This is a genomic window from Streptomyces sp. V4I23 (assembly GCF_030817975.1).
Classification (GTDB): domain Bacteria; phylum Actinomycetota; class Actinomycetes; order Streptomycetales; family Streptomycetaceae; genus Streptomyces.
In genome coordinates this window covers 3,319,988-3,344,331 of sequence record NZ_JAUSZW010000004.1, presented here as the reverse complement: position 1 = coordinate 3,344,331, position 24,344 = coordinate 3,319,988, and the positions used below count along the sequence as shown (strand labels likewise).

Here is a 24,344-nt window from a genome sequence, read left to right as displayed (position 1 = left end):
GTCAACGAGTCAGGGAGCGAGGGCGGACGTGCCGGAAAGGACCGTGGTCGTCACCGCGGCGGACTACTTCCAGAGCTACTCGGTCGTCGGACTGCTCGCGGTGATCGGCGTGCTGTTCGTCGCCGTGGCCTTCGGCGCCGGGCGGCTGCTGCGGCCGGTGGTGCCGACCCCGGAGAAGCTGCTCACCTACGAGTGCGGTGTCGACCCCGTGGGCGAGGGCTGGGCCCACACCCAGGTCCGTTACTACGTCTACGCCTTCCTGTACGTGATCTTCGCCGTCGACTCGATCTTCCTCTTCCCGTGGGCGACCGTCTTCGCCGCCGGGGGCTACGGCGCGACGACGCTCGTCGAAATGTTCATCTTCCTCGGCTTCCTGGCCGTGGGACTGCTCTACGCGTACAAGAAGGGCGTCCTGACATGGGCGTGACTCCCGTGGACCTTCCCGAGCCCCGGCGGCTCGGCGCACTGGCGCGCCTTGCCCCCGAGCCGATGAAGGTCGTCCTCAACTGGGGCCGCCGCTACAGCCTGTGGGTCTTCAACTTCGGGCTCGCCTGCTGCGCGATCGAGTTCATCGCGGCCTCCATGGCCCGGCACGACTTCATCCGCCTCGGCGTGATCCCCTTCGCGCCGGGCCCGCGCCAGGCCGACCTGATGATCGTCTCCGGCACGGTGACGGACAAGATGGCACCTGCCGTGAAGCGTCTGTACGAGCAGATGCCCGAGCCCAAGTACGTCATCTCCTTCGGCGCCTGCTCCAACTGCGGTGGCCCCTACTGGGACTCGTACTCCGTCACCAAGGGCGTCGACCAGATCATCCCCGTCGACGTCTACGTGCCCGGCTGCCCGCCGCGTCCGGAGGCGCTGCTCCAGGGCATCCTCAAGCTGCAGGAGAAGATCGCCCGCGAGTCGCTCGGCGAGCGCTACGGGCACGGCGGGGGAACCCGCCCGTCCACCGCGGCACTGCGCAGCGGTCTCGTCAGCCCGCCCCTGACCCCCGGCGCGGGCCCCGACGCCGGATCGGAGGGCGAGCGGTGAACCCGTACGACAGCCTCCCGGACGCCGTCACCGAGATCTTCGGCGAAGAGGCCACCGCCGAACGCGGCTACGACCTCCTCACCGTCGACGTCCCCGCCGGCACCTGGATCGCGGCGCTGGAGATCGCCCGCGACAAGCTGGGCTGCACCTACTTCGACTGGCTGAGCGCGGTCGACGAACCCGGCATCGGCTTCCGCGTGTGCGCGCACGTCGTCTCCCTGGAGGGGCGCGCGGTCCGCCGGCTGCTCGTCCGCACCACCGTCCCGCACAGCGCCCCCTCGCTGCCGACCGCCGTCGACGTCTACGCGGGCGCGAGCTGGCACGAGCGCGAGACGCACGAGATGTTCGGCGTCGACTTCACCGGGCATCCGCACCTCGATCCCCTGCTCCTTCCCGAGGGCTTCGAAGGGCACCCGCTGCGCAAGGACTTCGTCCTGGCCGCCCGGGTGGCCAAGGCATGGCCGGGTGCCAAGGAGCCGGGGGAGTCCGAGCACGGCGGGCCCAAGCGACGCCAGATGCTGCCGCCCGGCGTCCCCGACCCGAACGAGTGGGGCCCGCTGAAGGGCCAGCTCCCGCCCGCACCGGCCCGGCCCGCCCGCACCCCGCGTGCGGCCGCCGCCCCCGGCGCGACGGCCGACCGCCCGCCGCGCCGCACCCGCACGGCGAGCGAGGGCTCGGCGTCGCAGGCCCCTGCGGCTCCGGGTGGTGCGGGCGAGGCCCGTCCGGCTCGGCGTACGCGCAGTGCGAGCGAGGGCTCGGCGTCACAGGCGGCGGCTGCTGGGCATGCGGGGGACGCGGGCGAGGAAACTCCTGCCGGCCCGCGCACCCGCAGTTCCGACGCGCCCTGGCACCACGCCCGCCCCGCCTTCGACGATCAGGAACCGCCCGCCAGCGCGCCCGGCACGGCCCCCGAGGAGGCGCGGCCGCCCGGTGAAGCCCCCGCAGCCGCGCCCGACGCCGCGCCACGCGCGGAGGCCGAGCCCGAGCGCCTACCCGAGCCCGAGCCGCGCGCCGAGCCCGCGCCACGCGCGGAGGCCGAGCGCCTACCCGAGCCCGAGCCGCGCGCCGAGCCCGAGCGCGTACCCGAGCCCGAGCGCGTACCCGAGCCCGCACCCGAACCCGAGGCCGACGAGCCGAACCGACCTGCCGGAGGCGACCCCGCGTGAACGACGCCCTCGACGTCGCCTTCCGGCTCATCGTCGTCTTCGCCGTGTTCATGGTCCTCCCGCTGATCATCGGGCAGACCGAGCACAAGGTCATGGCCCACATGCAGGGACGCCTCGGCCCCATGTACGCGGGCGGCTTCCACGGCTGGGCCCAGCTCGTCGCCGACGGCGTGAAGTTCGCGCAGAAGGAGGACGTGGTCCCGGCGGACGCCGACCGCCGCATCTTCCAACTCGCGCCCGCCGTCGCCCTGCTGCCCTACCTCCTGGTCCTGGTCGCGATCCCCATCGGTCCGAGCGAGAGCGCGGTCGGCCAGGTCGTCGACGCAGGCATCTTCTTCGTCCTCGCCGTCATGGGCGTCGGCGTGCTCGGGTCGCTCATGGCAGGCTGGGCGTCGGCCAACAAGTTCTCCCTTCTCGGCGGTCTGCGTACCGCCGCTCAGCTGCTCGCATACGAACTGCCGATGCTGCTCACCGCCGCGTCCGTCGCCATGGCGGCCGGCACGGTCTCACTGCCCGGCATCCTGAACGCCTTCGAGTGGTGGTGGCTGCCCTGGCAGATCGTGGGCGCCGTCGTCTTCTTCGTCGCCGGTCTCGCCGAACTGCAGCGTCCTCCCTTCGACATGCCGGTCGCCGACTCCGAGATCATCTTCGGTGCGTACACCGAGTACACCGGCCTCCGTTTCGCCCTGTTCCTGCTCGCCGAATACGCGGGCATCGTCGTCCTGTGCGGTCTGACCACCGTCCTCTTCCTCGGCGGCTGGCACGGTCCGTTCGGTGCCGACGGGCTCGGCTGGGTGTGGACCCTCCTCAAGACCGTGCTGCTGGCCTTCCTCGTCATCTGGCTGCGCGTGAGCTATCCGCGGCTGCGCGAGGACCAGCTGCAGAAGCTCGCCTGGACGGCCCTCGTCCCCCTCGCCCTCGCCCAGATCGCCCTCACCGGCATCGTCAAGGTGGTGATCCAGTAATGTCCCCGATCCCCGGCAGCGGCCTCGCCAAGGGCCTTGCCGTCACCCTGCGGACGATGACGAAGAAGCACGTCACCGCGCAGTACCCGGACGTCCTGCCCGAGCTCCCGCCGCGCAGCCGCGGCGTGATCGGCCTGTTCGAGGAGAACTGCACGGTCTGCATGCTCTGCGCCCGTGAGTGCCCCGACTGGTGCATCTACATCGACTCCCACAAGGAGACCGTCCCGGCGGCCACCCCCGGAGGCCGTGAGCGCAGCCGGAACGTCCTCGACCGGTTCGCCATCGACTTCTCGCTCTGCATGTACTGCGGTATCTGCATCGAGGTGTGTCCTTTCGACGCGCTGTTCTGGTCGCCCGAGTTCGAGTACGCCGAGACCGACATCCACGAACTCACCCACGAGCGCGACAAGCTCCGCGAGTGGATGTGGACGGTGCCCGCGCCGCCCGCACTCGACCCGGGCGCCGAGGAGCCGAAGGAGATCGCGGCCGCCCGCAAGGCCGCCGAGAAGCTCGCGGCCGCCGAGGAGGCAGCAGCGGTCCAGGCCCACACCGGTACCGAACCGGGCACCGAGCCCGGCGCCGAACCGGGACAGGGAGGCCCTGCATGACGCTCGCCGCCGCTTCCGCGCCCCAGGGCTTCCTCTCGCCGACCGGTGTCGAGATCGCCTTCCTGCTCGTCGGCCTCGCCACGCTCGGCGCGGCCCTCGTCACCGTCACGACCAGGCAGCTGGTGCACGCCGCGCTCTGGCTGGTCGTGACGCTCGGCGGCCTCGCCGTCGAGTACCTCCTGCTCACCGCCGAGTTCATCGCGTGGGTGCAGGTCCTGATCTACGTCGGATCCGTGGTCGTCCTCCTTCTCTTCGGGCTGATGCTCACCAAGGCCCCCATCGGCCGCTCCCCGGACGCCGATTCGGGCAACCGGTGGGTGGCCCTCCCGGTGGCCGCCGCCGCCGCGGCGGCCCTGGTGTGGGTCGTCGTGGACGCGTTCCGCACCACCTGGATCGACCTCGACGGACCCGTGCAGGGATCCACCAAGGTGTCCGGCGAGATCCTCTTCCGGCACTGGGTGCTGCCGTTCGAAGCGCTCTCCGTCCTCCTGCTCGCCGCCCTCGTCGGCGCGATCGTGCTGTCCCGCCGGGACCCGGAACCGCCCGCCGCGACCGGTCCCGTGCCGCCGGACCGGGCCGGCCGCACGGGCCGCGACGGTGCGGCCGACCGTACGGCCCGAGAGGGGAAGAGCTGATGCATCTCGCCTATCCCGCCGTGCTCGCCGTCCTCCTCTTCAGCATCGGGCTGTACGGCGTCCTCGCACGCCGCAACGCCATCCTGGTCCTGATGTCCGTCGAGCTGATGCTCAACGCGGTCAACCTCAACCTGGTCGCCTTCGACGTGTGGCTGCGCGACACGCTCCACGCCGGCCAGGCACTCACCCTGTTCATCATCGCCATCGCCGCCGCCGAGATCGGGATCGGCCTGGCGATCGTGCTGATGGTCTACCGCAACCGCGGCAGCTCCGACGTCGACCGCCTCCGTGACACGGCCGAGCCGACCGGACCCGACGGCAGCGGCACACTCGACGACAGCGACACACCCGCAGACCGCGAGGAGAAGGCCGAGGCCACCGCGTGACCACGACGACCCTCGCCGTTCTCGTCCCCCTTCTTCCGTTCCTCGGCGCCGCCGCCGGACTCCTCCTCGGCCGCGCCGCCCCCGGATTCGTCCGCCCCCTGGCCGTCCTGCCCACGCTCGCCGCCGCCGCTCTCGCCGTCTTCGTCGCCGCGCGCCAGCAAGGCGGGCGGACCATCACCGCGTCGACCGAGCTCACGCCCACGGGCTCGGTCCCGATCGACCTCGCCCTGCACATCGACGGCTTCGCGGCGCTCGTCGCCGTGCTGGTCGGGATCGTCGCGTCCTGCGTGCAGATCTACTCGACGGGCTATCTCCGCGACGACCCGCGTTACCCCTCGTACGCGGCGCTCATCTCCCTGTTCACGTCCGCCATGCTGCTCGTCGTCTACTCCGGCGACCTGATGGTGCTGCTCGTGGGCTGGGAGATCATGGGCATCTGCTCGTACTTCCTCGTCGGCCACTACTGGGAGACGCCCGAGGCGCGTGCCGCCTCGCTCAAGGCGTTCCTGGTCACCAAGCTCGGTGATGTCCCCTTCCTGATCGGTCTGTTCGCGCTCGCCGCCGACGCGGGCACCTTCCGCATCAGCGGCATCCTCGGCGCCGTCGCCGCTGACGCCATCGACCACCCCACCCTGGTGGCACTCCTGCTCCTCGCGGGCGTGGCGGGCAAGTCGGCGCAGTTCCCGCTGCACACCTGGCTTCCCGACGCGATGGCGGGCCCCACGCCCGTCTCCGCGCTGATCCACGCCGCGACGATGGTCGCGGCCGGTGTCTACTTCGTGGCCCGGCTCCTTCCCGTCTTCGCCGCGTCCGCCGCGGCCATGACCGTCCTCGCCGCCATGGCGGCGGTCACGATGGTCGGTTCGGCGCTCGCCGCGCTCGCCCAGGACGACATCAAGCGCGTCCTCGCCTACTCGACCATTGGCCAGCTCGGCTACATGTCGGGGGCACTGGCCGTCGGCGACCGTGGCGCCGCCGTCTTCCACCTCCTGTCCCACGGTGCGTTCAAGGCGCTGCTCTTCCTCGCCGCCGGCGTGATCATCCATGCCGCCGGCACGAACTCGCTCGCCGCCATGTCCCGGATGAGCGGCCTGGCCAAGCGCGTGCCCGACGCCTACTGGACGATGACCGTCGCGCTGCTCGCTCTCGCCGCGATCCCCCCCTTCGCCGGCTTCTTCTCCAAGGAAGCCGTCCTGGTCGCCGCCGAGCACACCGCGCTCGGCGATTCCACCGTCGCCCCCACCGGCGCCGGCTGGACCGTGCTGGTCGCCGGACTGCTGACCGCCGTCCTCACCGCCGCCTACGCGATGCGGCTGTGGCTGCTCGCCTTCCGCGGCCGCGGTGCCGAGGCACCCGACCACGGCCGGGAGCCGGTCGCCATGACCACCGTGCTCTGGGTCCTCGCCGTGCCGTCACTCGCCTTCGGCCTGACCCTCGACCGGCTGCCCGGCTGGTTCGACGGCCACGCCCTCGCCCCCACCGTCACCACCGCCGTCCTCGGCACCGGCGTCGCCCTGGTCGGCGGACTGGTCACCTACGGGGCGTGGCGGCACACGACGGCGGCCGCCGCACGTCCCCCCATCGGCGCCGTGGCCGCTCACCCCGGCGCCGAACCGGCCGTCTCGGAGGCCGAGGCGATCGCGGCCCACACCCCCGCCTACGGATCGATCGCGGCGGCTCCCGACCCGTCCGACCCCGCCCGGCTGCTGCTCGGCCCGCTCCATCGGCACGCCGCGGCGGGATTCCACGTCGACGCCGTCTACTCCACGCTGTTCGTCCGCCCGGTACGCGCCGCCGCGCAGCTCGTCCGCTTCCTCGACCGCGAGGTCGTCGACACCTACGTCAGCGGATCGGGCACCGGCGCACGCCTGCTCGGCAGCGCCGTGCGCCGCGCGCAGACCGGCAACGTGCAGACCTACCTCGGCGCGCTGCTCGCGGGCTCCGTCGTCCTGGCCGTCGCCGCCGTCGTCCTGTCCAACGTCAACGCGGGGTCGTGAGCCGTGATCGATATCAGCGAGTCCGTGATGCAGTTCCTTCTCGCGTTCATCGTCGTCGGCCCGCTCCTGGGTGCCGCCGCGGCGCTCCTGCCCGCCCCGCCCGGCCTGCGCGGCTCGAGCCCGGACCAGGCGGTCCTGCGGCACGGCGTGACCGTCACCGGCGCGGTCCTGGCCGCCGCCGTGGTGCTGGCGCTCGGCTTCGACCACGACCGGCCGTCGCGGATGCAGGCCACGACGGACATCAGCTGGATCCCGGCACTCGACGTGCGGATCCACCTCGGTGTCGACGGCATTTCGCTCCCCCTTCTCGTGATGACGGCGTTGCTGACCTTCCTCTGCGCGCTCCACGGCTACTTCAAGATGCCTGCCGGCCCCTCGCCGAAGGCATTCGTCGCTCTGCTGCTCGTCCTCGCATCCGGCACTCTCGCGACCTTCGCGGTCCTCGACCTGGTGCTGTTCTTCCTGGCCTTCGAGATGGTGCTCATCCCGATGTACTTCCTCATCGCCCGCTGGGGCGGTGAAGGACGGCAGCCCGCCGCCTGGAAGTTCATCCTCTACACACTGCTCGGCTCGGTCGTCATGCTGCTCGGCCTCCTGCTCATCGGGCTGAAGGCCGGCACATTCGACATGGTGGCACTCGCCACTGACAACGGCCGCGACCTCACCACATCCGTGCAGGTCATCGCTGTTCTGGCGATCGGGATCGGGCTCGCGGTCAAGACACCGATGTGGCCTCTGCACAGCTGGCTGCCGGACGCGCACACCGCGGCCCCGACCATCGGCTCGGTTCTGCTCGCCGGTGTCCTGCTCAAGATGGGTACGTACGGATTCGTCCGCATCGTCCTGCCGATCACGCCCGACGGCATGCAGACGTTCGCCCCGTACCTCGCGGCCTTCGCCGTCGTCGGCATCATCTACGGATCGCTCGCCTGTCTCGCTCTGGCGCGCAAGGGCGCGGGCGGCGACCTGAAGCGGCTCATCGCCTACTCCTCCGTGGGCCACATGGGCTTCGTCCTCCTCGGCATCGCGAGCATGACGCCCACCGGCATCAACGGCGCGCTCTTCGCCAACATCGCCCACGGCCTCATCACCGGCCTCCTGTTCTTCCTGGTCGGCGCGGTGAAGGACCGCTACGGCACCGCGGATCTCGACACCCTCGCCGGAGCAACCGGTGCCGCGCTGTACGGACGCGCTCCCCGCCTCGGCGGTCTGCTCGCCTTCGCGGCCGTCGCGTCCCTCGGACTGCCGGGCCTGGCCGGGTTCTGGGGAGAGATGCTCGCCCTGTTCGGGGCCTTCGACCCGGGGGACGGGCTCAGCCGCCCCGCGTTCCTCGTCTTCATGGCGATCGCCGCCTTCGGCACGCTGCTGACCGCGGCGTACCTGCTGGTCGTCGTGCGCCGGGTCTGCATGGGAGCCCCGCCCCAGGGCGGCACGGGCGCGGCGGACGGCCGGGCGTTCGCCCCGCTCACCGACGTCCGCGGATACGAGTTCGCCGCCTGGACTCCGCTCGTGGCCCTCACCGTCATCGCCGGACTGTGGCCCGCGGTCCTCCTCGGCCTCACCGACCCGGCAGTGCAGCAGCTCCTCGCAGGAGGCAAGTCGTGACCATGGCAGCCGACAGCGTCCCCAGCCTGGTCCAGTCGGTCGACTGGCTCACGATCGCGCCGCCGACCATCACGGCCGTCGTCGGACTGGTCGTCCTCGTCGCGGACCTCTTCGTCGAGGAGCGTCGCAAGCCGCTGCTCGGCGCCGTCGCCATCGCGGGCCTGATCGCCGCGATGGCGAGCCTGCTCCCGCTGCGCAAGGGCGACCGCTCGACGTTCTGCCTGACCGACGGCACCGAGGCGTGCAGCTACACCGCCGACCACTTCACCCTGGCCATCCAGTTCCTGGTCCTCGGCGGCGCGCTGCTGACCGCGGTGCTCTCGCTCACGGACACCCGCAAGGACCTTCCCGCCGGAGAGTTCTGGTTCCTGCTGCTCTCCTCGGCGGCCGGCGCGGCGCTGCTGCCCGCCTCCCGCGACCTCGCCACACTCGTGGTCGCCCTCGAAGTCGCGTCGCTGCCCGCCTTCGCCCTCGTGGGACTCAGGCGCGGCGACCGGCTCTCCAGCGAAGCCGCCCTGAAGTTCTTCCTGTCCTCCGTCACCGCGACGGCCGTGACGTTGCTCGGCGTCAGCTTCGTCTACGCCGCGACCGGCACGCTGCACCTCACCCAGGTCGCCGCCGGCCTCGAGAACGTTCCCGGCCAGCTGGACACGCTCGCCAAGGCGGGCGTCGCCCTGACGCTCGTCGGCTTCGCGTTCAAGACCGCAGCCGTTCCCTTCCACTTCTGGGTCCCCGACACCTATGTGGGCGCGCCCCTCCCGGTCGCCGGTTATCTCTCCGTCGTCGGCAAGGCCGTCGGATTCACCGGCCTCATCCTGGTGACGGTCATCGCCTTCCCCGCGTACGCCGACATCTGGGGTCCCGCGCTCGCCGTCCTGGCCGCCCTCACCATGACCGCGGGCAACGTGGCGGCCCTGCGCCAGTCGCCCACGCGCGCGTGGAGCGCGGTACGACTGCTGGCCTGGTCCTCCGTCGGGCAGGCCGGTTACCTCCTGGTGCCGATCGCCGCCGCCGCGTACTCCAGCGACGACCAGATCGGCGCCACCGTCGCCTACGCCCTGATGTACGCCGTCGTGAACCTCGGGGCCTTCGCGGTCGCCGCGCTCGTCGCCCGGAACCACCCGCAGAACCGGATCGAGGACTACCGGGGCCTGTACGCGGCCCGCCCCGCGGCCGCCCTGGCGATGGGCTTCTTCCTGCTCTGCCTGGCCGGCCTGCCGCCGGGCATCATCGGCCTGTTCGCCAAGGTCACCGTGTTCTCGTCGGCCGTCGACGCGGGCCTGGGCTGGCTGGCGGTCGTCATGGGCGTCAATGTCGTGATCGCGCTCTACTACTACCTCCAGTGGACAGCGCTCCTCTTCCGCGCCCCCCATGGCGCTGTGAGCGGCGCGGAGGCCGAGCCGGTGCGCCGGCGCACGCCCGCGCCCGTCACCGTGGCCATCGCGCTGACCGCGGTCGGCGGTGTCGTGCTCTCCGGCTATCCCCAGCTGGTGCTGCGCTTCGCCGCGGACACGCTGTTCTGACCGTCACCCGAACGGCCCACGCCCAGGGGCCGGGAGCACAGGGGAACCAGCGTCCTTCGCCTGGCGTTGACCAGTACAGAAGGGTCCACTGGTCAGTGGAGCACCACTACGCAAAGGGTTCCCCTGCCGCACCGCTTGGAGGGCGTACCGTGCACCGCCGGCACAACGGGCTGAAGACCGCCGTACTCCTCGGGGGACTGTCCGCCCTCATCCTCGTCATCGGCAGCTTCTTCGGCCGGACGGGGCTGCTCGTCGCGCTCGTCGTCGCCCTCGGTACGAACGCCTACGCCTACTGGAACAGCGACAAGCTGGCGCTGCGCGCCATGCGCGCCCGTCCGGTCAGCGAGTTCGAGGCGCCCGCGCTGTACCGGATCGTCCGCGAGCTCTCCACCGCCGCCCGCCAGCCCATGCCCCGCCTGTACATCTCGCCGACCCAGGCGCCCAACGCCTTCGCCACCGGCCGCAACCCGCGCAACGCGGCCGTGTGCTGCACCGAGGGGATCATGCGGATCCTCGACGAGCGCGAGCTGCGCGGCGTCATCGGCCACGAGCTCAGCCACGTCTACAACCGCGACATCCTCATCTCGTCCGTCGCCGGAGCCCTGGCCTCGGTCGTGATGTTCCTGGTCAACTTCGCCTGGCTCATCCCCATCGGCCGCTCGGACGACGACGACGGCCCCGGCCTCGTCGGCATGCTGCTGATCGTGATCCTCGGTCCGCTGGCGGCCTCGGTGATCCGGCTCGCGGTCAGCCGCTCGCGGGAGTACGAGGCGGACACGTCGGGCGCCCAGCTCACCGGCGACCCGCTGGCGCTGGCGAGCGCCCTGCGCAAGCTCGACGCCGGGACGAAGCAGCTTCCGCTGCCGCCGGAGCCCCGCCTGGAGACGGCGAGCCACATGATGATCGCGAACCCCTTCGGACCGGGCCGGGGCTTCTCCAAGATGTTCTCCACCCACCCGCCCATGGCGGAACGAATCGCCCGCCTCGAGCAGATGGCAGGTCATCGCCCGTGAAAACCATTCTGAACGTCATTTGGCTGATCCTCAGCGGCTTCTGGCTCTTCCTCGGATACCTGGCCGCGGGCGTCATCCTCTGCATCACGATCATCGGCATCCCGTTCGGCCTCGCGTCGTTCCGTATCGGCGTCTACGCCCTCTGGCCCTTCGGCTACACGACCGTCGACCGCCGCGACTCCGGGGCGCCGTCGCTCGTCGGCAATGTGCTGTGGGTGATCCTGGCCGGTTGGTGGCTCGCGCTCGGCCACATCGTCACAGGCATCGCACTGTGCCTGACGATCATCGGCATCCCGTTCGGCGTGGCCAACTTCAAGCTGATCCCGGTGTCGCTGATGCCGCTCGGCCGCGAGATCGTCCCCTCGGACCGCCCCTTCGCGAGCCTCTGAGCCTCGTCCGCTGCAGTCGGTGCCGAGTCGCCGACCGCCCCCCGCGGGCGGTCGTGTGCGGCGCTCAGCGGTCGGCCGACCCGTCCCGCCCGGGCCGGCGCAGCGCGTAGAGCACGGCGCCGACGGCCAGCACGCCCAGCCCCGCGATGGCCGACACCGCGGGCAGCGACAGCGCGAGGACCACGCACCCCGCCAGACCGCAGGCGGCGGTCAATTGCGCCCGCCGGGAACTCAGCGTCCAGACCGAGACGTTGGCAATGGCGTAGTACACCAGCACTCCGAACGACGAGAAGCCGATCGCCCCGCGCAGGTCCACCGTCGCCGCCACCACCGCGACGACGGTCCCCACGGCCAACTCCGCGCGGTGCGGCACCTGGAACCGTGGATGGACGGCGGCCAGTGCTCCCGGCAGATGGCCGTCCCGGGCCATCGCCAGCGTCGTGCGCGAGACGCCGAGAATCAGCGCGAGCAACGACCCGAGCGCCGCCACGACGGCGCCCGCCCGCACGACGGGCCCGAGCCCGCCGGCCCCCGCCGCCTCCACGGCATCGGCCAGCGGAGCCGTCGCCCTGCCCAACTCACCGGCGCCCAGCACGGAAAGGACGGCGACGGCCACACACACGTAGACGACGAGCGCGATGCCGAGGGCCAGCGGCACGGCCCGGGGGATCGTACGGGCCGGATCACGCACCTCCTCGCCCAGCGTCGCGATCCGGGCGTACCCCGCGAAGGCGAAGAACAACAGGCCGGCGGCCTCCACCACTCCGCCGACCGAGACGTCGCCGCCGATTTCCAGCCGACCCACGTCCGCAGCGCTCGACCCCAGAGAGGAGACGACCACCGCGACGAGCACAGCGAGCACCACCGCCACGATCGCCCTGGTGAGCAGCGCCGACTTCTGAACACCCGCGTAGTTCACGGCAGTCAGCGCCACCACCGCGGCGACCGCGACGGCATGCGCCTGCTCCGGCCACGCGTACGCCCCGACGGTGAGTGCCATCGCTGCGCACGAGGCGCTCTTGCCGACGACGAACGCCCATCCCGCCAAGTAGCCCCAGAAATCGCCCAGCCGCTCCCGGCCGTACACGTAGGTGCCGCCCGACGCCGGGTACAGGGCGGCGAGCCGGGCCGACGACATGGCGTTGCAGTAGGCGACCGCGGCGGCCAGCGCCAGACCGATCAGCAGTCCCGTACCGGCCGCGCGCGCGGCGGGGGCCAGCGCCGCGAAAACGCCCGCGCCGATCATCGATCCCAGACCGATCACCACCGCGTCGAACACCCCGAGCGAGCGCTTCAACTCCCGTGTCATGCGTCGCACCCTACTGATCCGCGCAACCGCGCCCCGTCTCACCGTCGTCCCCGGACACGACACCATTCGAAAGGCAGGTTCATGGCATGAGCGTCATCAGCTGGATCGTCCTCGGGCTGCTCGCGGGGGCGATAGCCAAGATCCTGCTGCCCGGCCGGGACCCGGGCGGGCTGATCGGCACCACGCTCACCGGCATCGCGGGCGCGTTCACCGGAGGATGGCTGTCGGCCCGCTATCTGGACCGGCCGATAGCCAACGAGTTCTACGACGGCGCGACCTGGGCCGCGGCCGTCGGCGGATCGCTCGTGCTGCTGATCATCTACCGGATCCTGTTCGGCCACTCCCGTTCGCGCTGACTTCCTGCCCCGTGCGTCTGCCGGGAGCCCGCGAGTTCCGCCCGGCTACAGGCCCGTCTCCCGCAGGGTGATGTTCAGCCGCCCGCCGGCCACCCCGGCCGCCGGATCGGCGGTGCCCGCGGAGACCTTCGGCACACCGTGGTACGCGAAACGGGAGGGGCCGCCGAAGACGAACAAGTCCCCGGACAGCAGCTCCACATCCGTGTAGGGCCGCCCCCGGTTCTCCGTGTTCCCGAAGCGGAACAGGCAGGTGTCGCCGATGCTCAGCGACACCACGGGAGCGCCGGAGCGCTCCTCCTTGTCCTGGTGCATGCCCATCCGCGCCGCGCCGTCGTAGAAGTTGATCAGCGCCGTGTCGGGGGTGTACGCCGAGGCGTCGCCGTACGTCCGGTCGTCCCCGTACGCCTCGGCCAGCGCCTCGCGGCCCAGGTCGACCAGCCACCGCGGGAACGCGGCGACGCGTTCGCCGTTCACGTCGTCCGCGGTGCGGGAGTAGCGGTACGGCTGCCAGTGCCAGCCCACGCACACCGTCTGCACCGACATCACGCCTCCGCCCGGGAGCGCGGTGTGCCGCAGCGGCACCGGGCCGCGGGCCCAGGACCGGCATGCCTCGACGAGTTCCCGCTGCCGGTCGCGCGGCAGCCAGCCGGGCACATGGACCGCGCCGGGGGCGATGACGGCCCGCTCCCTCGGGAAGAGCGTGTCGTTCACGACGCGAGCGCGCCCTCCAGCCCGAGGAGTCGCTCCTTGGACTCGAGCCCGCCTGCGTACCCCCGCAGCGCGCCGTCCGCGCCGATCACGCGATGGCACGGCCGGACGACGAGGAGCGGATTGCGCCCGATCGCCGTCCCGACAGCGCGCACACCGACCGCCGAGGTGCCGACCCGTTCGGCGATCTCCTTGTAGGTCGTGGTCCGTCCGTACGGGACGTCCTCCAGCGCGCGCCACACCCGCCGCTGGAAGGCGGTCCCGCTGTCGGTGTACTCGATCTCGAAGCGGGTCAGCCGGCCCGCGAAGTACGCGGACAGCTGGCGGCCGATCTCCTCGAAGGCCGCCCGGTCGCGGCACCAGCCGTCCTGGACGACGGCGCCGCCCTTCTGCCCGGGCAGCGAGAGCGACGCGAGCGCGGTGCCGCCCTTCGCCGAGGCCGAGACCTCGCCGACCAGCAGCAGTTCGCCCAGCGGGCTGTCGACGACGTCGTACAGGGTGGTCATGACGCGCGTCCCTCCTTGCGGGATCTCGTTGCGGGTGGCTTCGCCGGACGCCCCTCGGGGGCGTCCATGCCCGCTCGTCTACGAGTCTGCGTCCCGGACGTACCCGGCGCTGGCGGAAATCGGACGTGGCCCCTCACGGCGCGGCACCGGCCTTACGCGCTCCCCGACAGAGCGGGGGCGGAACGGCCCGAGCCGCTCCGCCCCCGTACGTCCCGGGTGGGCGTCCTACCTCACCGGTAGTTCACGAACTGCAGCGCGAAGTCGAAGTCCTGCCCCTTGAGCAGCGCCTGCACGGCCTGGAGGTCGTCCCGGCTCTTGGAGCTGACGCGCAGCTCGTCGCCCTGGACCTGCGCCTTGACGCCCTTCGGACCCTCGTCGCGGATGATCTTCGCGACCTTCTTGGCGTTCTCCTGGGAGATGCCCTCCTCGATCGAGGCGAAGATCTTGTACTCCTTGCCGGAGAGCTGCGGCTCGCCCGCCTCCAGCGCCTTCAGCGAGATCCCCCGCTTGACCAGCTTCGTCTGGAAGACGTCCAGGATCGCGTTGACGCGGTCCTCGGAGTTCGCCTGCATCAGGATCTTCTCGCCGGACCAGGCGATCGAGGCGCCGACGTTCTTGAAGTCGTAGCGCTGCGAGATCTCCTTGGCGGCCTGGTTGAGGGCGTTGTCGACCTCCTGCCGCTCGACCTTCGAGACGATGTCGAAACTGGAGTCGGCCATGTCCTGTGGCTCCTTGAATCGGGTGCGTGGAGCGTGTCCGGACCGCCCGGACCGCTCCGCCAAGCCTAGCCACCCGCACCCGCCCCGAGCGCTGATCAATCCGGTGGCGAAGCACCCCTGTGCATCAGGTATCGTTTACGTCGTTGCCACGGAGCACCGCCCCACTGCGGAGTGTCCGGGCGACATCCCATGGCGGTGTGCCCGAGTGGCCAATGGGAGCGGACTGTAAATCCGTCGGCTTAGCCTACCCAGGTTCGAATCCTGGCGCCGCCACGCGATAGATACGGCCCCTGATCTGCGGAAACGCGGATCAGGGGCCATTTTGCTGTGCGGGGCGACGGGGCCGGGCCGGTGGGCCCTGTCTCGCTCGAGCCCGCTCTCCACCAGCGGGTCCGACCGGGACGTGGACGGGACTGCCGGCCTCCACCGGCGGCTACGTCCCCAGCACCACGTCCACGTCCACGTCCACGGCCCGACCGGGCCGTGGACGTGGGTGCTGCTCGGGGCCGGTGGAGGCCTTCGGCGTCGTCCCTCAGGGGCTCGGCGTACACGGCGTCGTCCTTCAGGGACTTGGCGTACCCCCCGGACCACCGCCGCGGAGCGGCCGGCCGACGCTGCCCCCTCGGGCGGTGCGGAGGGCCGTCCTCGGCTGTGCCGTTCGCGGCGACGTGCCGCCGGAATCCGGTGCGACGGCTCACGGTGTCCCTGAGGGCCCCGCTCAGCTGCCGACGTAGTCCGCGAGGTGTTCGCCGGTGAGGGTGGAGCGGGCGGCGACGAGCTCGGCGGGGGTGCCCTCGAAGACGATCTGGCCGCCGTCGTGGCCCGCGCCGGGGCCGAGGTCGATGATCCAGTCGGCGTGCGCCATGACCGCCGGGTGGTGCTCGACGACGATGACCGACTTGCCGGAGTCGACGAGCCGGTCGAGCAGGCCGAGCAACTGCTCGACGTCGGCGAGGTGCAGGCCCGTGGTCGGCTCGTCGAGGACGTACACGCCGCCCTTCTCGGCCATGTGGGTCGCCAACTTGAGCCGCTGCCGCTCGCCGCCGGAGAGCGTGGTGAGCGGCTGGCCCAGGCTGAGGTAGCCGAGCCCGACGTCGGCGAGCCGGTCGAGGACGCGGTGCGCGGCCGGCGTGTGCGCCTCGCCGGAGCCGAAGAACTCCTCGGCCTCGGTCACCGACATCGCGAGCACCTCGCTGATGTCCTTGCCGCCGAAGGTGTACTCCAGTACCTCGGCCTGGAACCGCTTCCCCTCGCACTCCTCGCAGGGCGTGGCGACACCGGCCATCATCGCCAGGTCGGTGTAGATCACGCCGGCGCCGTTGCAGGTGGGGCAGGCGCCCTCGGAGTTGGCGCTGAACAGCGCAGGCTTCACGCCGTTGGCCTTCGCGAACGCCTTGCGGATCGGGTCGAGCAGCCCGGTGTAGGTGGCCGGGTTGCTGCGCCTGGAGCCGCGGATCGGGCCCTGGTCGACCGACACCACACCCGCGCCCGCGGGGACCGACCCGTGCACGAGCGAACTCTTGCCGGAGCCGGCGACGCCGGTCACGACGGTCAGCACGCCGAGCGGGATGTCTACGTCGACGTCGCGCAGGTTGTGCGCCGTCGCGCCGCGGATCTCCAGCACCCCGGTGGGCTCGCGCACCGTCTTCTTGAGGGCGGCCCGGTCGTCGAGATGGCGGCCGGTGACGGTGTCACTGGCCCGCAGTCCCTCCACGGTGCCCTCGAAGCAGACGGTGCCGCCCGCCGTACCGGCACCGGGGCCGAGGTCGACGACGTGATCGGCGATCGCGATCGTCTGCGGCTTGTGCTCGACGACGAGCACCGTGTTGCCCTTGTCCCGCAGCCGCAGCAGCAGGTCGTTCATCCGGCTGATGTCATGGGGATGCAGGCCCGTGGTCGGCTCGTCGAAGACATAGGTGACATCGGTGAGCGAGGAACCGAGATGACGGATCATCTTGACGCGCTGCGCCTCACCGCCCGACAGCGTGCCCGACGGCCGGTCCAGCGCGAGGTAGCCGAGGCCGATCTCCACGAACGAGTCGAGGGTCTGCTGCAGCGCGGTGAGCAGCGGCGCCACCGACGGCTCGTCGAGGCCGCGGACCCATGCGGCCAGGTCCCTGATCTCCATCGCGCAGGCGTCGGCGATGCTGATCCCCTCGATCTTCGACGACCGGGCGCCCTCGCTGAGCCGGGTCCCGTCGCACTCGGGGCAGGTCGTGAAGGTGACCGCCCGCTCCACGAACGCCCGGATGTGCGGCTGCATCGCCTCCTTGTCCTTGGACAGGAACGACTTCTGGATCTTGGGGATCAGGCCCTCGTAGCTGAGGTTCACCCCCTCGACCTTCACCTTGGTCGGCTCCCGGTAGAGGAAGTCCTGCATCTCCTTCTCGGTGAACTCGCGGATCGGCTTGTTCGGGTCGAGGAAACCCGACTCGGCGTAGACCCGCACGGTCCAGAAGCTGTCCGACTTCCAGCCGGGAATGGTGAACGCGCCCTCGGAGAGGGACTTGGAGTCGTCGTAGAGCTGGCTCAGGTCGATGTCGGAGACCGTCCCCCGGCCCTCGCAGCGGCTGCACATGCCGCCGGTGCGGGAGAAGGTCGCCTTCACCGCCTTCTTGGCGCCGCGCTCGACCGTGATCGCACCACTCGCACGGACCGAGGCGGTGTTGAAGGAGTACGCGCTGGGCGGGCCGATGTGCGGCGTGCCGAGCCGGCTGAAGAGGATGCGCAGCATCGCGTTGGCGTCGGTGGCGGTGCCGACCGTGGAGCGGGGGTCGCCGCCCATCCGCTGCTGGTCGACGCTGATCGCCGTCGTCAGCCCGTCGAGGACGTCGACCTCGGGCCGCGCCAGCGTCGGCATGAAGCCCTGGACGAAGGCGCTGTAGGTCTCGTTGATCAGCCGCTGCGACTCCGCGGCGATCGTGTCGAACACCAGCGAGCTCTTGCCCGAGCCGGAGACCCCGGTGAACACCGTCAGCCGGCGCTTCGGGATCTCGATGCTGACGTCCTTGAGGTTGTTCTCGCGTGCGCCGTGCACGCGGATCAGATCGTGGCTGTCGGCAACGGGCAGCGCAGTCGACTGCGTGTCCGTCGTGGCCCGGCTCATCCTGTCTCCATCTACTAGGCGGGGCCGCCTTCGCGGCCTCCGTCGGCGTCGCACTCGGCGTCGCAGCAACCAGGGGGTCCATGCCGCTTCGGCCTGTGGCGGCTCTGGGCTCCGGCCACGCGGCGCGTTGCCCCGAGGCGTCGGACCAACCAGCGGTGGGCACGCGCCGGACCAACAAGCGTCCGGCACGGGTCAGTTCGCGGGGGACATCTCGTTCACCTCGCGCCAAGCCTCGTGCGGGGCGGGGTTCGTCGGCAGGGTAACGCCGGTTCGCGGGACCGAACTCAGTTCTTGCGAGGCTGGCTGAAGCGCAGCATGTTGCCGGAGGGATCGCGGAAGGCGCAGTCGCGGACGCCGTACGGCTGGTCGACCGGCTCCTGCAGCACCTCGCCGCCCGCGGCGCGGATGCGCTCGAAGGTGGCGTCGCAGTCGTCGGTCCGGAAGATGACACCGCGCAGCAGGCCCTTCGCCAGCAGTTCCGCCATGGCCTGCCTGTCGGCGGGCGAGGCGTTCGGGTCGGCGAGGGGCGGTTCGAGGACGATGTCCACATCGGGCTGCGACGGCGAGCCGACGGTCACCCAGCGCATACCCTCGAACCCGACGTCGTTGCGCACCTCCAGGCCGAGAACGTCCCGGTAGAAGGCGAGCGCCTTGTCGTGGTCGTCGACGGCGACGAAGCACTGCGAAAGCTTGATGTCCATGCGTTTCACGCTACGGGCGGCGTGCGGCTTTCGCTTCTCCATTCCTGACCGGTCGCGTGTGGATCTTGGCGACGCAGGCCGGGACGGCGGCGCCCTCGTCATGGCTGCGGGCCCGGTACGCGCTCGGGCTCTCGCCGACCAGCTCGGTGAAGCGCGAGCTGAACGACCCCAGCGAGGTGCAGCCGACCTCGAAGCAGACCTCCGTCACCGACAGATCGCCGCGCCGCAGCAGGGCCTTGGCCCGCTCGATCCTGCGCGTCATCAGGTAGCTGTACGGCGTCTCCCCGAAGGCGGCGCGGAAGCTGCGCGAGAAATGGCCCGGCGACATCAGGGCCACGCGCGCCAGCGCCGGAACGTCGAGCGGCTGCGCGTAGTCGCGGTCCATCGCGTCACGGGCCCGGCGCAGCCGGACGAGGTCTTCCAACGTCACACGACCACCATCCCACAGCGCCCCGCAGCGTCCGCCGTGTGCCGGCCTGGCGAAGCCCTGGCCGTTCGAGAGCGCCGAGCACGAGACCGGCCGCCTGGAGCGCTGACCGGCCACTGAAGCGCGCGATCGGCGCGACCAGGGGTTCTGGGACACCACCGGCCCGGGCCGCCCTCCGCGTCAGTCCGCCAGGCGCAAGGCCAGTTCGATCTCCCACTTCGACGGGTCCGGCTCCACCCGCGGATCCGTCAGGTACGACTCCAGGCGGCACGCCCAGTGCTCCACGCCGTCGACCTCCGTCATGTCCCAGGCCAGGCCTTCCCGCGCCGCCCACGCGCGCAGCGCCGTCACGACGTCGAGGAGCTGGTCGGGGTGGCCGTGGTGGCGGACCGTCGCGTAGCGGCCCGCGGGCAGCAGGGCCATGCCGATGTCGCCCTCCGGCTCCGGCATCGACGTGACCGGCATGCCCGCCTCGACCACCGACTCCGCGTCCGTGGCGACGGTGTTGAAACGGAAGAACGGCGGGCCCGCGAAACACGCTCCGCCGGCGTCCAGCCAGCCGATCAGTTCGGGCAGGCGGTCGGCGACCACGGCGAAGTCGTCCATCCGTACGGAACCGCGGATGTAGGCGTAGAGCTGCTCTCCGCGTGCGACGATCGCGGGGCTGATCCGGGGTGTCTGCTGGCTCATGACCTCAAGTGCCTTGCGGGCGAAGGGAATTCATCGGTCGGGGCGGCGCGTTCAGTTCCCGGCGACGTCCTTCACGGCCACCGTCACCGGGATCGAGCCGGAGACGAGTTCCAGTGTCAGCCCCGCCGTTGCCGGTGTCTCCGTCATCTCGGCGAGCACCGCCGCCACGTCGTCGCGCGGCACCGAACCGCGTCCCGTGGCCGCCTCCAGCCGCACCAGGCCCTTGCCGGCGTCGTTCGTGAGCGTGCCGGGCCGCAGGATCGTCCAGTCGATGCCGGACTTGCCGCGTACGTAGTCGTCCGCCGCGCCCTTCGCCCGCAGGTAGGCGTCGAACACGTCGTCGCCCTCGTGACGGGCGTCCGCGCCCATGGTCGAGACGACGATGAAGCGCCGTACGCCCACCCGTTCCGCCGCGTCGGCGAAGAGCACTGCCGCGCCGCGATCCACCGTGTCCTTGCGCTCGACGCCGCTGCCCGGGCCCGCGCCGGCCGCGAAGACGGCCACGTCGGCGCCGTGCAGCACCGCGGCGACCTCCTCGACGGACGCCGACTCCAGATCCATCAGCACCGGTTCGGCTCCGGCCTCCCGGAGGTCGTCGCCCTGTTCCCGCTTGCGGATGATGCCCGCGACCTCGTGTCCGCCGGCCGAGAGCAGCCGCTCCAGTCGGCGCGCGATCTGACCGTGTCCACCAGCGATGACAATGCGCATGTCTACGACCGTACGTCCGAAACGGGGCGGGCGCTCAGGGACAGCCGTCCGGCCGCCCCTGGCGCGGCAGTTCGAGCGCGACGGCCGCCGCCGAGTCGCAGTACTCGCGTACGGCGCTGGTGCGTGCCACGACGCGCCCGCGGTGGATGACGATCCGGCTGTAGGCGAGGGACAGCACACCCGAGATCCGTTCCCCGCGCACGGCGAGCAGCTCCGCGGGGAAACCCGCCTCGACCCGCACCTCGGGCAGTCCCATCACCTCGCGCGCGGTGCCGGCCACGCGGTCGTACGCGTCCGACGGCCGCATCCCGGCCTGCGAGGCCAGCAGGTAGGCCGCCTCCAGCGGGTCCCCCCGGCCCACCGGGTTGGCGATGACGTCGCGCAGGGCGCCGCTGCCCGCGGCGACCGTCACGCCGGCGGCCCGCAGCAGCCGCACGGGCGCGTTGCCCCGCTGTTCGACGCCCGCGCAACCGCCCTGCGGCAGGGAGACCACCGTGACGCCGGCGGCGGCCAGCTGGTCGGCGGCGCGGGCGGCGATGTCGCGCGGCAGCCTCGCGAGTCCGGCGCAAGGGCCGATCGTCACTCCCGGACGCAGGCCGCCGGCCATGGCGGCCAGCCGGGCGAGGCGGGCCGGGTCGTCGCCGTGGGTGTGCAGGTCGACCGGGCAGCCGTGCTCGGCGGCGAGCTCCAGGACCGTCTCCGCGTAGCCGGTGGGGTCGGGATCGGCGTCCGGGCAGCCGCCGACCACGCCGGCGCCCATCTTCATGGCGTCGCGCAGGAGCGCCACCCCTTCGGCGCCCGCGGCTCCCGTCAGCAGCCGCGGCACGGCCACCGCGGTCAGATCGGCGAGGCCGCGCAGCGACCGCCGGGCCTGGAGCACCGCCTCCAGGGCGCCGAGCCCCTGCACGTCCCCGATGCGCACATGGGAGCGCAGCGCGGTCGCCCCGTGTCCCAGTTGCAGCAGCGCGGCCTCGGTGGCGCGCCGTTGGATGTCGTCGGGCTCGTACGAGACGGGGCCGGGCGTCTCCGCGCTGAGCGCCGTGTCGCCGTGGGTGTGCGGCTCGGCGGGAGCGGGCAGCAGCAGGAAGCCGGTCAGATCGAGCCGTGCGGCGAGCGAGGGCAGGCTGCCGGCGGTGCCGACCGCCTCGATACGGCCGCCGCCGAGCCGTACGTCGACGGTGCGGCCGTCGGTCAGCCGCGCGCCGCAGAGCAGCAGCGCTGCGGAGTCCGCGGTCGCGCCGCCGGGGGGCGGCGGCTGGCTGTCGGGCATCGCGCTCCTGTGGGGGCGGTCGGGCTCGGGGCGTAGGACCGGTGGAAACCGGCCGTCCGGAAGGTTCGGAGGGCCGGAGGAACCGGAGAGGATCACGCAGCGTGAGACGAGCCTAGGGCGGCTCGTCATGGCCTTCGAGGAGGAGCGCAATAGTCGTACCGGTGGGGTCGCATGTGGCGTACGGGACGTCGGGGACGCCCGAGAGGAAAGCCGGACAACGGGGCCGTGGCCGTGGGGTGACACGTGGGGCTCCGGGGGACGCCTGGGGCGGGAGCGCCGGCCGCAGGGAGCCGCCCGGCACAGGCCGGACAGAGGGCCGGGAAACGGATTTGGGCGATCGGCGGGCGACCGTGTAATGTCTTCATCGCTCGCCCCAATAGCTCAGTCGGCAGAGCGTCTCCATGGTAAGGAGAAGGTCTACGGTTCGATTCCGTATTGGGGCTCTGGTGCGGTAACCCTCACCTTCGGGTGAGGGGGCTCCGTGTCAAAGCGGTGTAGCTCAGTCGGTAGAGCAAGCGGCTCATAATCGCTGTGTCACCGGTTCAAGTCCGGTCACCGCTACACACAGTAGCCGATTGTGGGGTCGGTCCTTCGATCGGCTACTCTTTTCTGCGTTCATCCGTCCATCCGTCCGTCAAGGAGCACTCACGTGGCTGCCACCGACGTCCGCCCGAAGATCACGCTGGCCTGCGTGGAGTGCAAGGAGCGGAACTACATCACCAAGAAGAACCGGCGCAACAACCCGGACCGTCTTGAGATGAAGAAGCACTGCCCGCGCTGCAACTCGCACACGGCGCACCGCGAAACGCGCTGAATCAGGCTCGTACACGAGGCCGCCCCCCTTGGGGGCGGCCTCGTGTCGTTTCTCGCCGTCAGTCCGGGACAGGTCCCGCTTCGGGGCCGGTCCGCACACTCTGGGATCCGCCCCCACCGGGGGTCAATCAGGAGGGAGCCAGTCCATGGCGCTCGACCAGTCGTTCGTCGGGCGGACGTATCCGCCCACGGCGCCGTACGAGGTGGGCCGGGAGAAGATCCGTGAGTTCGCCGAGGCGGTGGGTGACGCGAATCCCGCGTACACCGACCGGGAGGCGGCCGTCGCACTCGGTCACCCTGATGTGATCGCTCCGCCGACCTTTGTGTTCGCCATCACGTTCAAGGCGGCGGGCGAGGTCGTGCAGGACCCGCAGCTCGGCCTGGACTACAGCCGGGTGGTGCACGGCGACCAGAAGTTCGCCTACCGGCGCCCGGTGCGGGCGGGGGACCGGCTGACGGTCACCTCGACCATCGAGTCGATCAAGTCCCTCGCGGGCAACGACGTGCTCGACATCCGCGGCGAGGTGCACGACGAGGCGGGCGAGCACGTCGTGACCGCCTGGACCAAGCTGGTGGCGCGTGCCGCCGAGGAGGCGTGATGGCAGCGAAGATCGCTTACGCGGACGTCGAGGTCGGCACCGAACTGCCGGCGCAGAGCTTTCCCGTGACGCGTGCCACGCTCGTTCAGTACGCGGGCGCCTCCGGCGACTTCAACCCGATCCACTGGAACGAGAAGTTCGCCGTCGAGGTCGGCCTGCCGGACGTGATCGCGCACGGCATGTTCACGATGGCCGAGGCGGCCCGCGTCGTGACGGACTGGCTGGGCGACCCGGGCGCGGTGATCGAGTACGGCGTCCGCTTCACCAAGCCGGTCGTCGTGCCGAACGACGACAAGGGCGCGGTCATCGAGGTCACCGGCAAGGTCGCCGCACTCCTGGACGACAAGCGGGTGCGGGTGGACCTCACGGCCACGAGTGGCGGGCAGAAGGTGCTGGGCATGTCCCGCGCCGTGGTCCAGCTCGCCTGAGCGGTGCGCATGCCGTAAGGGGCGCCCCTCCCTGTGGGTGCCCCTTACGCGTTCCCTCGGGGCTTGACGGAATTAGTTATTGGTCACTAACTTAGTCGCATGGTCAGGATGAGTGCGGAGGAGCGGCGCGAGAGCGTCGTGCGTGCGGCGATCACCGAGTTCGCCCGCGCCGGGTACCAGGGGACGTCGACCGAGGTCATCGCCAAGCGGGTCGGTGTCTCCCAGCCGTACCTGTTCCGGCTCTTCCCGAACAAGCAGGCCATCTTCCTCGCCGCCTCCGCGCGGTGCCTGGCCGACACGCGCAGGGTGTTCGACGAGGCCGCCGAGGGGCTCGCGGGGGAGGAGGCCCTGAGTGCGATGGCGGCCGCCTACCAGCGCCTGATCGCGGACGACCCCGACAAGCTGCTGATGCAGATGCAGACGTACGTCGCGGTGGCGGCGGCCGAGGCCGCCGGCGACCACGCGTTCGGCGAGCAGGTGCGGGCGGGGTGGCTGGAGTTGTGGGACGCGGTCCACCTGCACCTCGGCGCGGACGTGAACGAGACGACCACGTTCCTGGCCTACGGGATGCTGATCAACGTCCTGGTGTCCATGGGTTTCCCCGCCGATCACCGCATCTGGTCCGGCTTCTATCTCGCCGCACGTCCCGCCGAAGAGTGATCCGGCACGAGCGCGACCGGCG

Annotated in this window: 27 protein-coding genes and 3 tRNA genes; 20 read left to right on the top strand and 10 right to left on the bottom strand. The window is 71.4% G+C overall.

The features are described 5' to 3' along the window. The first annotated feature begins 28 nt into the window (after positions 1-28). The 12 genes from QFZ82_RS17315 to QFZ82_RS17260 all read left to right on the top strand — a co-directional run bounded on the left by QFZ82_RS17315 (position 29) and on the right by QFZ82_RS17260 (position 11,322). Entirely contained in the window at positions 29-427 is a 399-nt protein-coding gene (locus QFZ82_RS17315) for an NADH-quinone oxidoreductase subunit A (RefSeq protein ID WP_307714022.1), read from the top strand. Beyond that, positions 418-1,035 (top strand): NADH-quinone oxidoreductase subunit B, encoded by a 618-nt coding sequence (locus tag QFZ82_RS17310; protein ID WP_307714021.1) that lies wholly within the window; start codon positions 418-420, stop codon positions 1,033-1,035. Before QFZ82_RS17315 ends, QFZ82_RS17310 begins: the two co-directional genes overlap by 10 nt. Continuing rightward, complete coding sequence (locus tag QFZ82_RS17305) at positions 1,032-2,201, top strand: NADH-quinone oxidoreductase subunit C (protein WP_307714019.1); 1,170 nt, start codon at positions 1,032-1,034, stop codon at positions 2,199-2,201. The genes QFZ82_RS17310 and QFZ82_RS17305 overlap by 4 nt, the downstream gene beginning before the upstream one ends. Continuing rightward, positions 2,198-3,166, top strand: a complete 969-nt coding sequence (locus tag QFZ82_RS17300; RefSeq protein WP_307714017.1) for a complex I subunit 1 family protein — start codon at positions 2,198-2,200, stop codon at positions 3,164-3,166. Before QFZ82_RS17305 ends, QFZ82_RS17300 begins: the two co-directional genes overlap by 4 nt. After that, on the top strand, positions 3,166-3,774 hold the full coding sequence (locus tag QFZ82_RS17295; RefSeq protein WP_307714016.1) for an NADH-quinone oxidoreductase subunit I: 609 nt from the start codon (positions 3,166-3,168) through the stop codon (positions 3,772-3,774). The genes QFZ82_RS17300 and QFZ82_RS17295 overlap by 1 nt, the downstream gene beginning before the upstream one ends. Then, positions 3,771-4,409, top strand: a complete 639-nt coding sequence (locus QFZ82_RS17290) for an NADH-quinone oxidoreductase subunit J (protein ID WP_307714015.1) — start codon at positions 3,771-3,773, stop codon at positions 4,407-4,409. The genes QFZ82_RS17295 and QFZ82_RS17290 overlap by 4 nt, the downstream gene beginning before the upstream one ends. Beyond that, positions 4,409-4,795 carry an NADH-quinone oxidoreductase subunit NuoK gene (nuoK, locus tag QFZ82_RS17285; RefSeq protein ID WP_307714014.1) on the top strand — a complete coding sequence of 129 codons (387 nt, stop codon included), beginning with the start codon at positions 4,409-4,411 and terminating at the stop codon, positions 4,793-4,795. The genes QFZ82_RS17290 and nuoK overlap by 1 nt, the downstream gene beginning before the upstream one ends. Next, positions 4,792-6,792, top strand: a complete 2,001-nt coding sequence (locus tag QFZ82_RS17280) for an NADH-quinone oxidoreductase subunit L (protein WP_307714013.1) — start codon at positions 4,792-4,794, stop codon at positions 6,790-6,792. The genes nuoK and QFZ82_RS17280 overlap by 4 nt, the downstream gene beginning before the upstream one ends. 3 nt (positions 6,793-6,795) lie before the next feature. Further along, entirely contained in the window at positions 6,796-8,397 is a 1,602-nt protein-coding gene (locus QFZ82_RS17275) for a NuoM family protein (protein WP_307714012.1), read from the top strand. Positions 8,398-8,399: 2 nt separating this feature from the next. After that, a complete protein-coding gene (locus tag QFZ82_RS17270; protein ID WP_307717752.1) occupies positions 8,400-9,920 on the top strand; it encodes an NADH-quinone oxidoreductase subunit N in 1,521 nt (506 codons plus the stop codon). Between the two features lie 149 nt (positions 9,921-10,069). After that, positions 10,070-10,933, top strand: coding sequence for a zinc metalloprotease HtpX (gene htpX / locus QFZ82_RS17265; RefSeq protein WP_307714011.1), 864 nt, complete (start codon positions 10,070-10,072; stop codon positions 10,931-10,933). Beyond that, positions 10,930-11,322 (top strand): YccF domain-containing protein, encoded by a 393-nt coding sequence (locus QFZ82_RS17260; RefSeq protein WP_307714010.1) that lies wholly within the window; start codon positions 10,930-10,932, stop codon positions 11,320-11,322. The genes htpX and QFZ82_RS17260 overlap by 4 nt, the downstream gene beginning before the upstream one ends. 64 nt (positions 11,323-11,386) lie before the next feature. On the opposite strand, the gene QFZ82_RS17255 is transcribed toward QFZ82_RS17260, so the two are convergent. Next, positions 11,387-12,631 carry an APC family permease gene (locus QFZ82_RS17255; RefSeq protein ID WP_307714009.1) on the bottom strand — a complete coding sequence of 415 codons (1,245 nt, stop codon included), beginning with the start codon at positions 12,629-12,631 and terminating at the stop codon, positions 11,387-11,389. A gap of 86 nt (positions 12,632-12,717) precedes the next feature. Here QFZ82_RS17255 and QFZ82_RS17250 point away from each other — a divergent pair, with 86 nt between their 5' ends. Continuing rightward, positions 12,718-12,987, top strand: coding sequence for a GlsB/YeaQ/YmgE family stress response membrane protein (locus tag QFZ82_RS17250; RefSeq protein WP_307714008.1), 270 nt, complete (start codon positions 12,718-12,720; stop codon positions 12,985-12,987). 45 nt (positions 12,988-13,032) lie between these two features. On the opposite strand, the gene QFZ82_RS17245 is transcribed toward QFZ82_RS17250, so the two are convergent. The 3 genes from QFZ82_RS17245 to QFZ82_RS17235 all read right to left on the bottom strand — a co-directional run bounded on the left by QFZ82_RS17245 (position 13,033) and on the right by QFZ82_RS17235 (position 14,920). Next, a complete protein-coding gene (locus tag QFZ82_RS17245; RefSeq protein ID WP_307714007.1) occupies positions 13,033-13,698 on the bottom strand; it encodes an alpha-ketoglutarate-dependent dioxygenase AlkB in 666 nt (221 codons plus the stop codon). Continuing rightward, complete coding sequence (locus QFZ82_RS17240; protein ID WP_307714006.1) at positions 13,695-14,201, bottom strand: methylated-DNA--[protein]-cysteine S-methyltransferase; 507 nt, start codon at positions 14,199-14,201, stop codon at positions 13,695-13,697. The genes QFZ82_RS17245 and QFZ82_RS17240 overlap by 4 nt, the downstream gene beginning before the upstream one ends. A gap of 230 nt (positions 14,202-14,431) precedes the next feature. Further along, a complete protein-coding gene (locus tag QFZ82_RS17235) occupies positions 14,432-14,920 on the bottom strand; it encodes a YajQ family cyclic di-GMP-binding protein (protein ID WP_307714005.1) in 489 nt (162 codons plus the stop codon). Positions 14,921-15,111: 191 nt separating this feature from the next. Between QFZ82_RS17235 and QFZ82_RS17230 the strand changes: the two genes are divergently transcribed. After that, positions 15,112-15,193 (top strand) — tRNA-Tyr (locus tag QFZ82_RS17230). A 445-nt stretch (positions 15,194-15,638) separates the two neighbouring features. Here the strand turns inward: QFZ82_RS17230 and QFZ82_RS17225 are convergent. The 6 genes from QFZ82_RS17225 to QFZ82_RS17200 form a co-directional block, all read right to left on the bottom strand. Further along, positions 15,639-18,026: an excinuclease ABC subunit UvrA gene (locus tag QFZ82_RS17225; protein WP_307714004.1), complete on the bottom strand. Its 2,388-nt coding sequence runs from the start codon at positions 18,024-18,026 to the stop codon at positions 15,639-15,641. Positions 18,027-18,310: 284 nt separating this feature from the next. Continuing rightward, the gene (locus QFZ82_RS17220; protein WP_307714003.1) at positions 18,311-18,727 is read right to left on the bottom strand and encodes a VOC family protein; all 417 of its coding nucleotides are present in this window, start codon (positions 18,725-18,727) and stop codon (positions 18,311-18,313) included. 10 nt (positions 18,728-18,737) lie between these two features. Beyond that, on the bottom strand, positions 18,738-19,157 hold the full coding sequence (locus QFZ82_RS17215; RefSeq protein ID WP_307714002.1) for a helix-turn-helix domain-containing protein: 420 nt from the start codon (positions 19,155-19,157) through the stop codon (positions 18,738-18,740). A gap of 177 nt (positions 19,158-19,334) precedes the next feature. Continuing rightward, on the bottom strand, positions 19,335-19,844 hold the full coding sequence (locus QFZ82_RS17210) for a GyrI-like domain-containing protein (protein ID WP_307714001.1): 510 nt from the start codon (positions 19,842-19,844) through the stop codon (positions 19,335-19,337). A gap of 51 nt (positions 19,845-19,895) precedes the next feature. Next, positions 19,896-20,552 carry an SDR family oxidoreductase gene (locus QFZ82_RS17205; protein ID WP_307714000.1) on the bottom strand — a complete coding sequence of 219 codons (657 nt, stop codon included), beginning with the start codon at positions 20,550-20,552 and terminating at the stop codon, positions 19,896-19,898. 34 nt (positions 20,553-20,586) lie between these two features. After that, positions 20,587-21,822: an amidohydrolase family protein gene (locus QFZ82_RS17200; RefSeq protein WP_307713999.1), complete on the bottom strand. Its 1,236-nt coding sequence runs from the start codon at positions 21,820-21,822 to the stop codon at positions 20,587-20,589. Positions 21,823-22,192: 370 nt separating this feature from the next. On the opposite strand from QFZ82_RS17200, the gene QFZ82_RS17195 reads away from it, so the two are divergent. The 6 genes from QFZ82_RS17195 (at position 22,193) to QFZ82_RS17170 (ending at position 24,322) form a co-directional block, all read left to right on the top strand. Continuing rightward, positions 22,193-22,265: transfer RNA gene (locus QFZ82_RS17195), tRNA-Thr, on the top strand. A gap of 45 nt (positions 22,266-22,310) precedes the next feature. Continuing rightward, positions 22,311-22,383, top strand: a tRNA-Met gene (locus tag QFZ82_RS17190). An 88-nt stretch (positions 22,384-22,471) separates the two neighbouring features. Continuing rightward, on the top strand, positions 22,472-22,636 hold the full coding sequence (rpmG, locus tag QFZ82_RS17185; RefSeq protein ID WP_003956487.1) for a 50S ribosomal protein L33: 165 nt from the start codon (positions 22,472-22,474) through the stop codon (positions 22,634-22,636). Positions 22,637-22,781: 145 nt separating this feature from the next. Beyond that, entirely contained in the window at positions 22,782-23,234 is a 453-nt protein-coding gene (locus tag QFZ82_RS17180; RefSeq protein WP_307713998.1) for a MaoC family dehydratase N-terminal domain-containing protein, read from the top strand. Further along, positions 23,234-23,662, top strand: a complete 429-nt coding sequence (locus tag QFZ82_RS17175; RefSeq protein WP_307713997.1) for a MaoC family dehydratase — start codon at positions 23,234-23,236, stop codon at positions 23,660-23,662. Before QFZ82_RS17180 ends, QFZ82_RS17175 begins: the two co-directional genes overlap by 1 nt. Before the next feature lie 99 nt (positions 23,663-23,761). Further along, positions 23,762-24,322, top strand: a complete 561-nt coding sequence (locus QFZ82_RS17170; RefSeq protein ID WP_307713996.1) for a TetR/AcrR family transcriptional regulator — start codon at positions 23,762-23,764, stop codon at positions 24,320-24,322. Positions 24,323-24,344: the final 22 nt, after the last annotated feature.

Coding starts and splice junctions, on each gene's coding strand:
- QFZ82_RS17310 (WP_307714021.1), top strand. CDS start 418: ATGGGCGTGACTCCCGTGGACCTTCCCGAGCCCCGGCGGCTCGGCGCA.
- QFZ82_RS17295 (WP_307714016.1), top strand. CDS start 3,166: ATGTCCCCGATCCCCGGCAGCGGCCTCGCCAAGGGCCTTGCCGTCACC.
- QFZ82_RS17290 (WP_307714015.1), top strand. CDS start 3,771: ATGACGCTCGCCGCCGCTTCCGCGCCCCAGGGCTTCCTCTCGCCGACC.
- nuoK (WP_307714014.1), top strand. CDS start 4,409: ATGCATCTCGCCTATCCCGCCGTGCTCGCCGTCCTCCTCTTCAGCATC.
- QFZ82_RS17270 (WP_307717752.1), top strand. CDS start 8,400: ATGGCAGCCGACAGCGTCCCCAGCCTGGTCCAGTCGGTCGACTGGCTC.
- QFZ82_RS17255 (WP_307714009.1), bottom strand. CDS start 12,631: ATGACACGGGAGTTGAAGCGCTCGCTCGGGGTGTTCGACGCGGTGGTG.
- QFZ82_RS17250 (WP_307714008.1), top strand. CDS start 12,718: ATGAGCGTCATCAGCTGGATCGTCCTCGGGCTGCTCGCGGGGGCGATA.
- QFZ82_RS17240 (WP_307714006.1), bottom strand. CDS start 14,201: ATGACCACCCTGTACGACGTCGTCGACAGCCCGCTGGGCGAACTGCTG.
- QFZ82_RS17235 (WP_307714005.1), bottom strand. CDS start 14,920: ATGGCCGACTCCAGTTTCGACATCGTCTCGAAGGTCGAGCGGCAGGAG.
- QFZ82_RS17225 (WP_307714004.1), bottom strand. CDS start 18,026: ATGAGCCGGGCCACGACGGACACGCAGTCGACTGCGCTGCCCGTTGCC.
- QFZ82_RS17220 (WP_307714003.1), bottom strand. CDS start 18,727: ATGGACATCAAGCTTTCGCAGTGCTTCGTCGCCGTCGACGACCACGAC.
- QFZ82_RS17210 (WP_307714001.1), bottom strand. CDS start 19,844: ATGAGCCAGCAGACACCCCGGATCAGCCCCGCGATCGTCGCACGCGGA.
- QFZ82_RS17205 (WP_307714000.1), bottom strand. CDS start 20,552: ATGCGCATTGTCATCGCTGGTGGACACGGTCAGATCGCGCGCCGACTG.
- QFZ82_RS17200 (WP_307713999.1), bottom strand. CDS start 21,822: ATGCCCGACAGCCAGCCGCCGCCCCCCGGCGGCGCGACCGCGGACTCC.
- QFZ82_RS17180 (WP_307713998.1), top strand. CDS start 22,782: ATGGCGCTCGACCAGTCGTTCGTCGGGCGGACGTATCCGCCCACGGCG.
- QFZ82_RS17175 (WP_307713997.1), top strand. CDS start 23,234: ATGGCAGCGAAGATCGCTTACGCGGACGTCGAGGTCGGCACCGAACTG.
- QFZ82_RS17170 (WP_307713996.1), top strand. CDS start 23,762: ATGGTCAGGATGAGTGCGGAGGAGCGGCGCGAGAGCGTCGTGCGTGCG.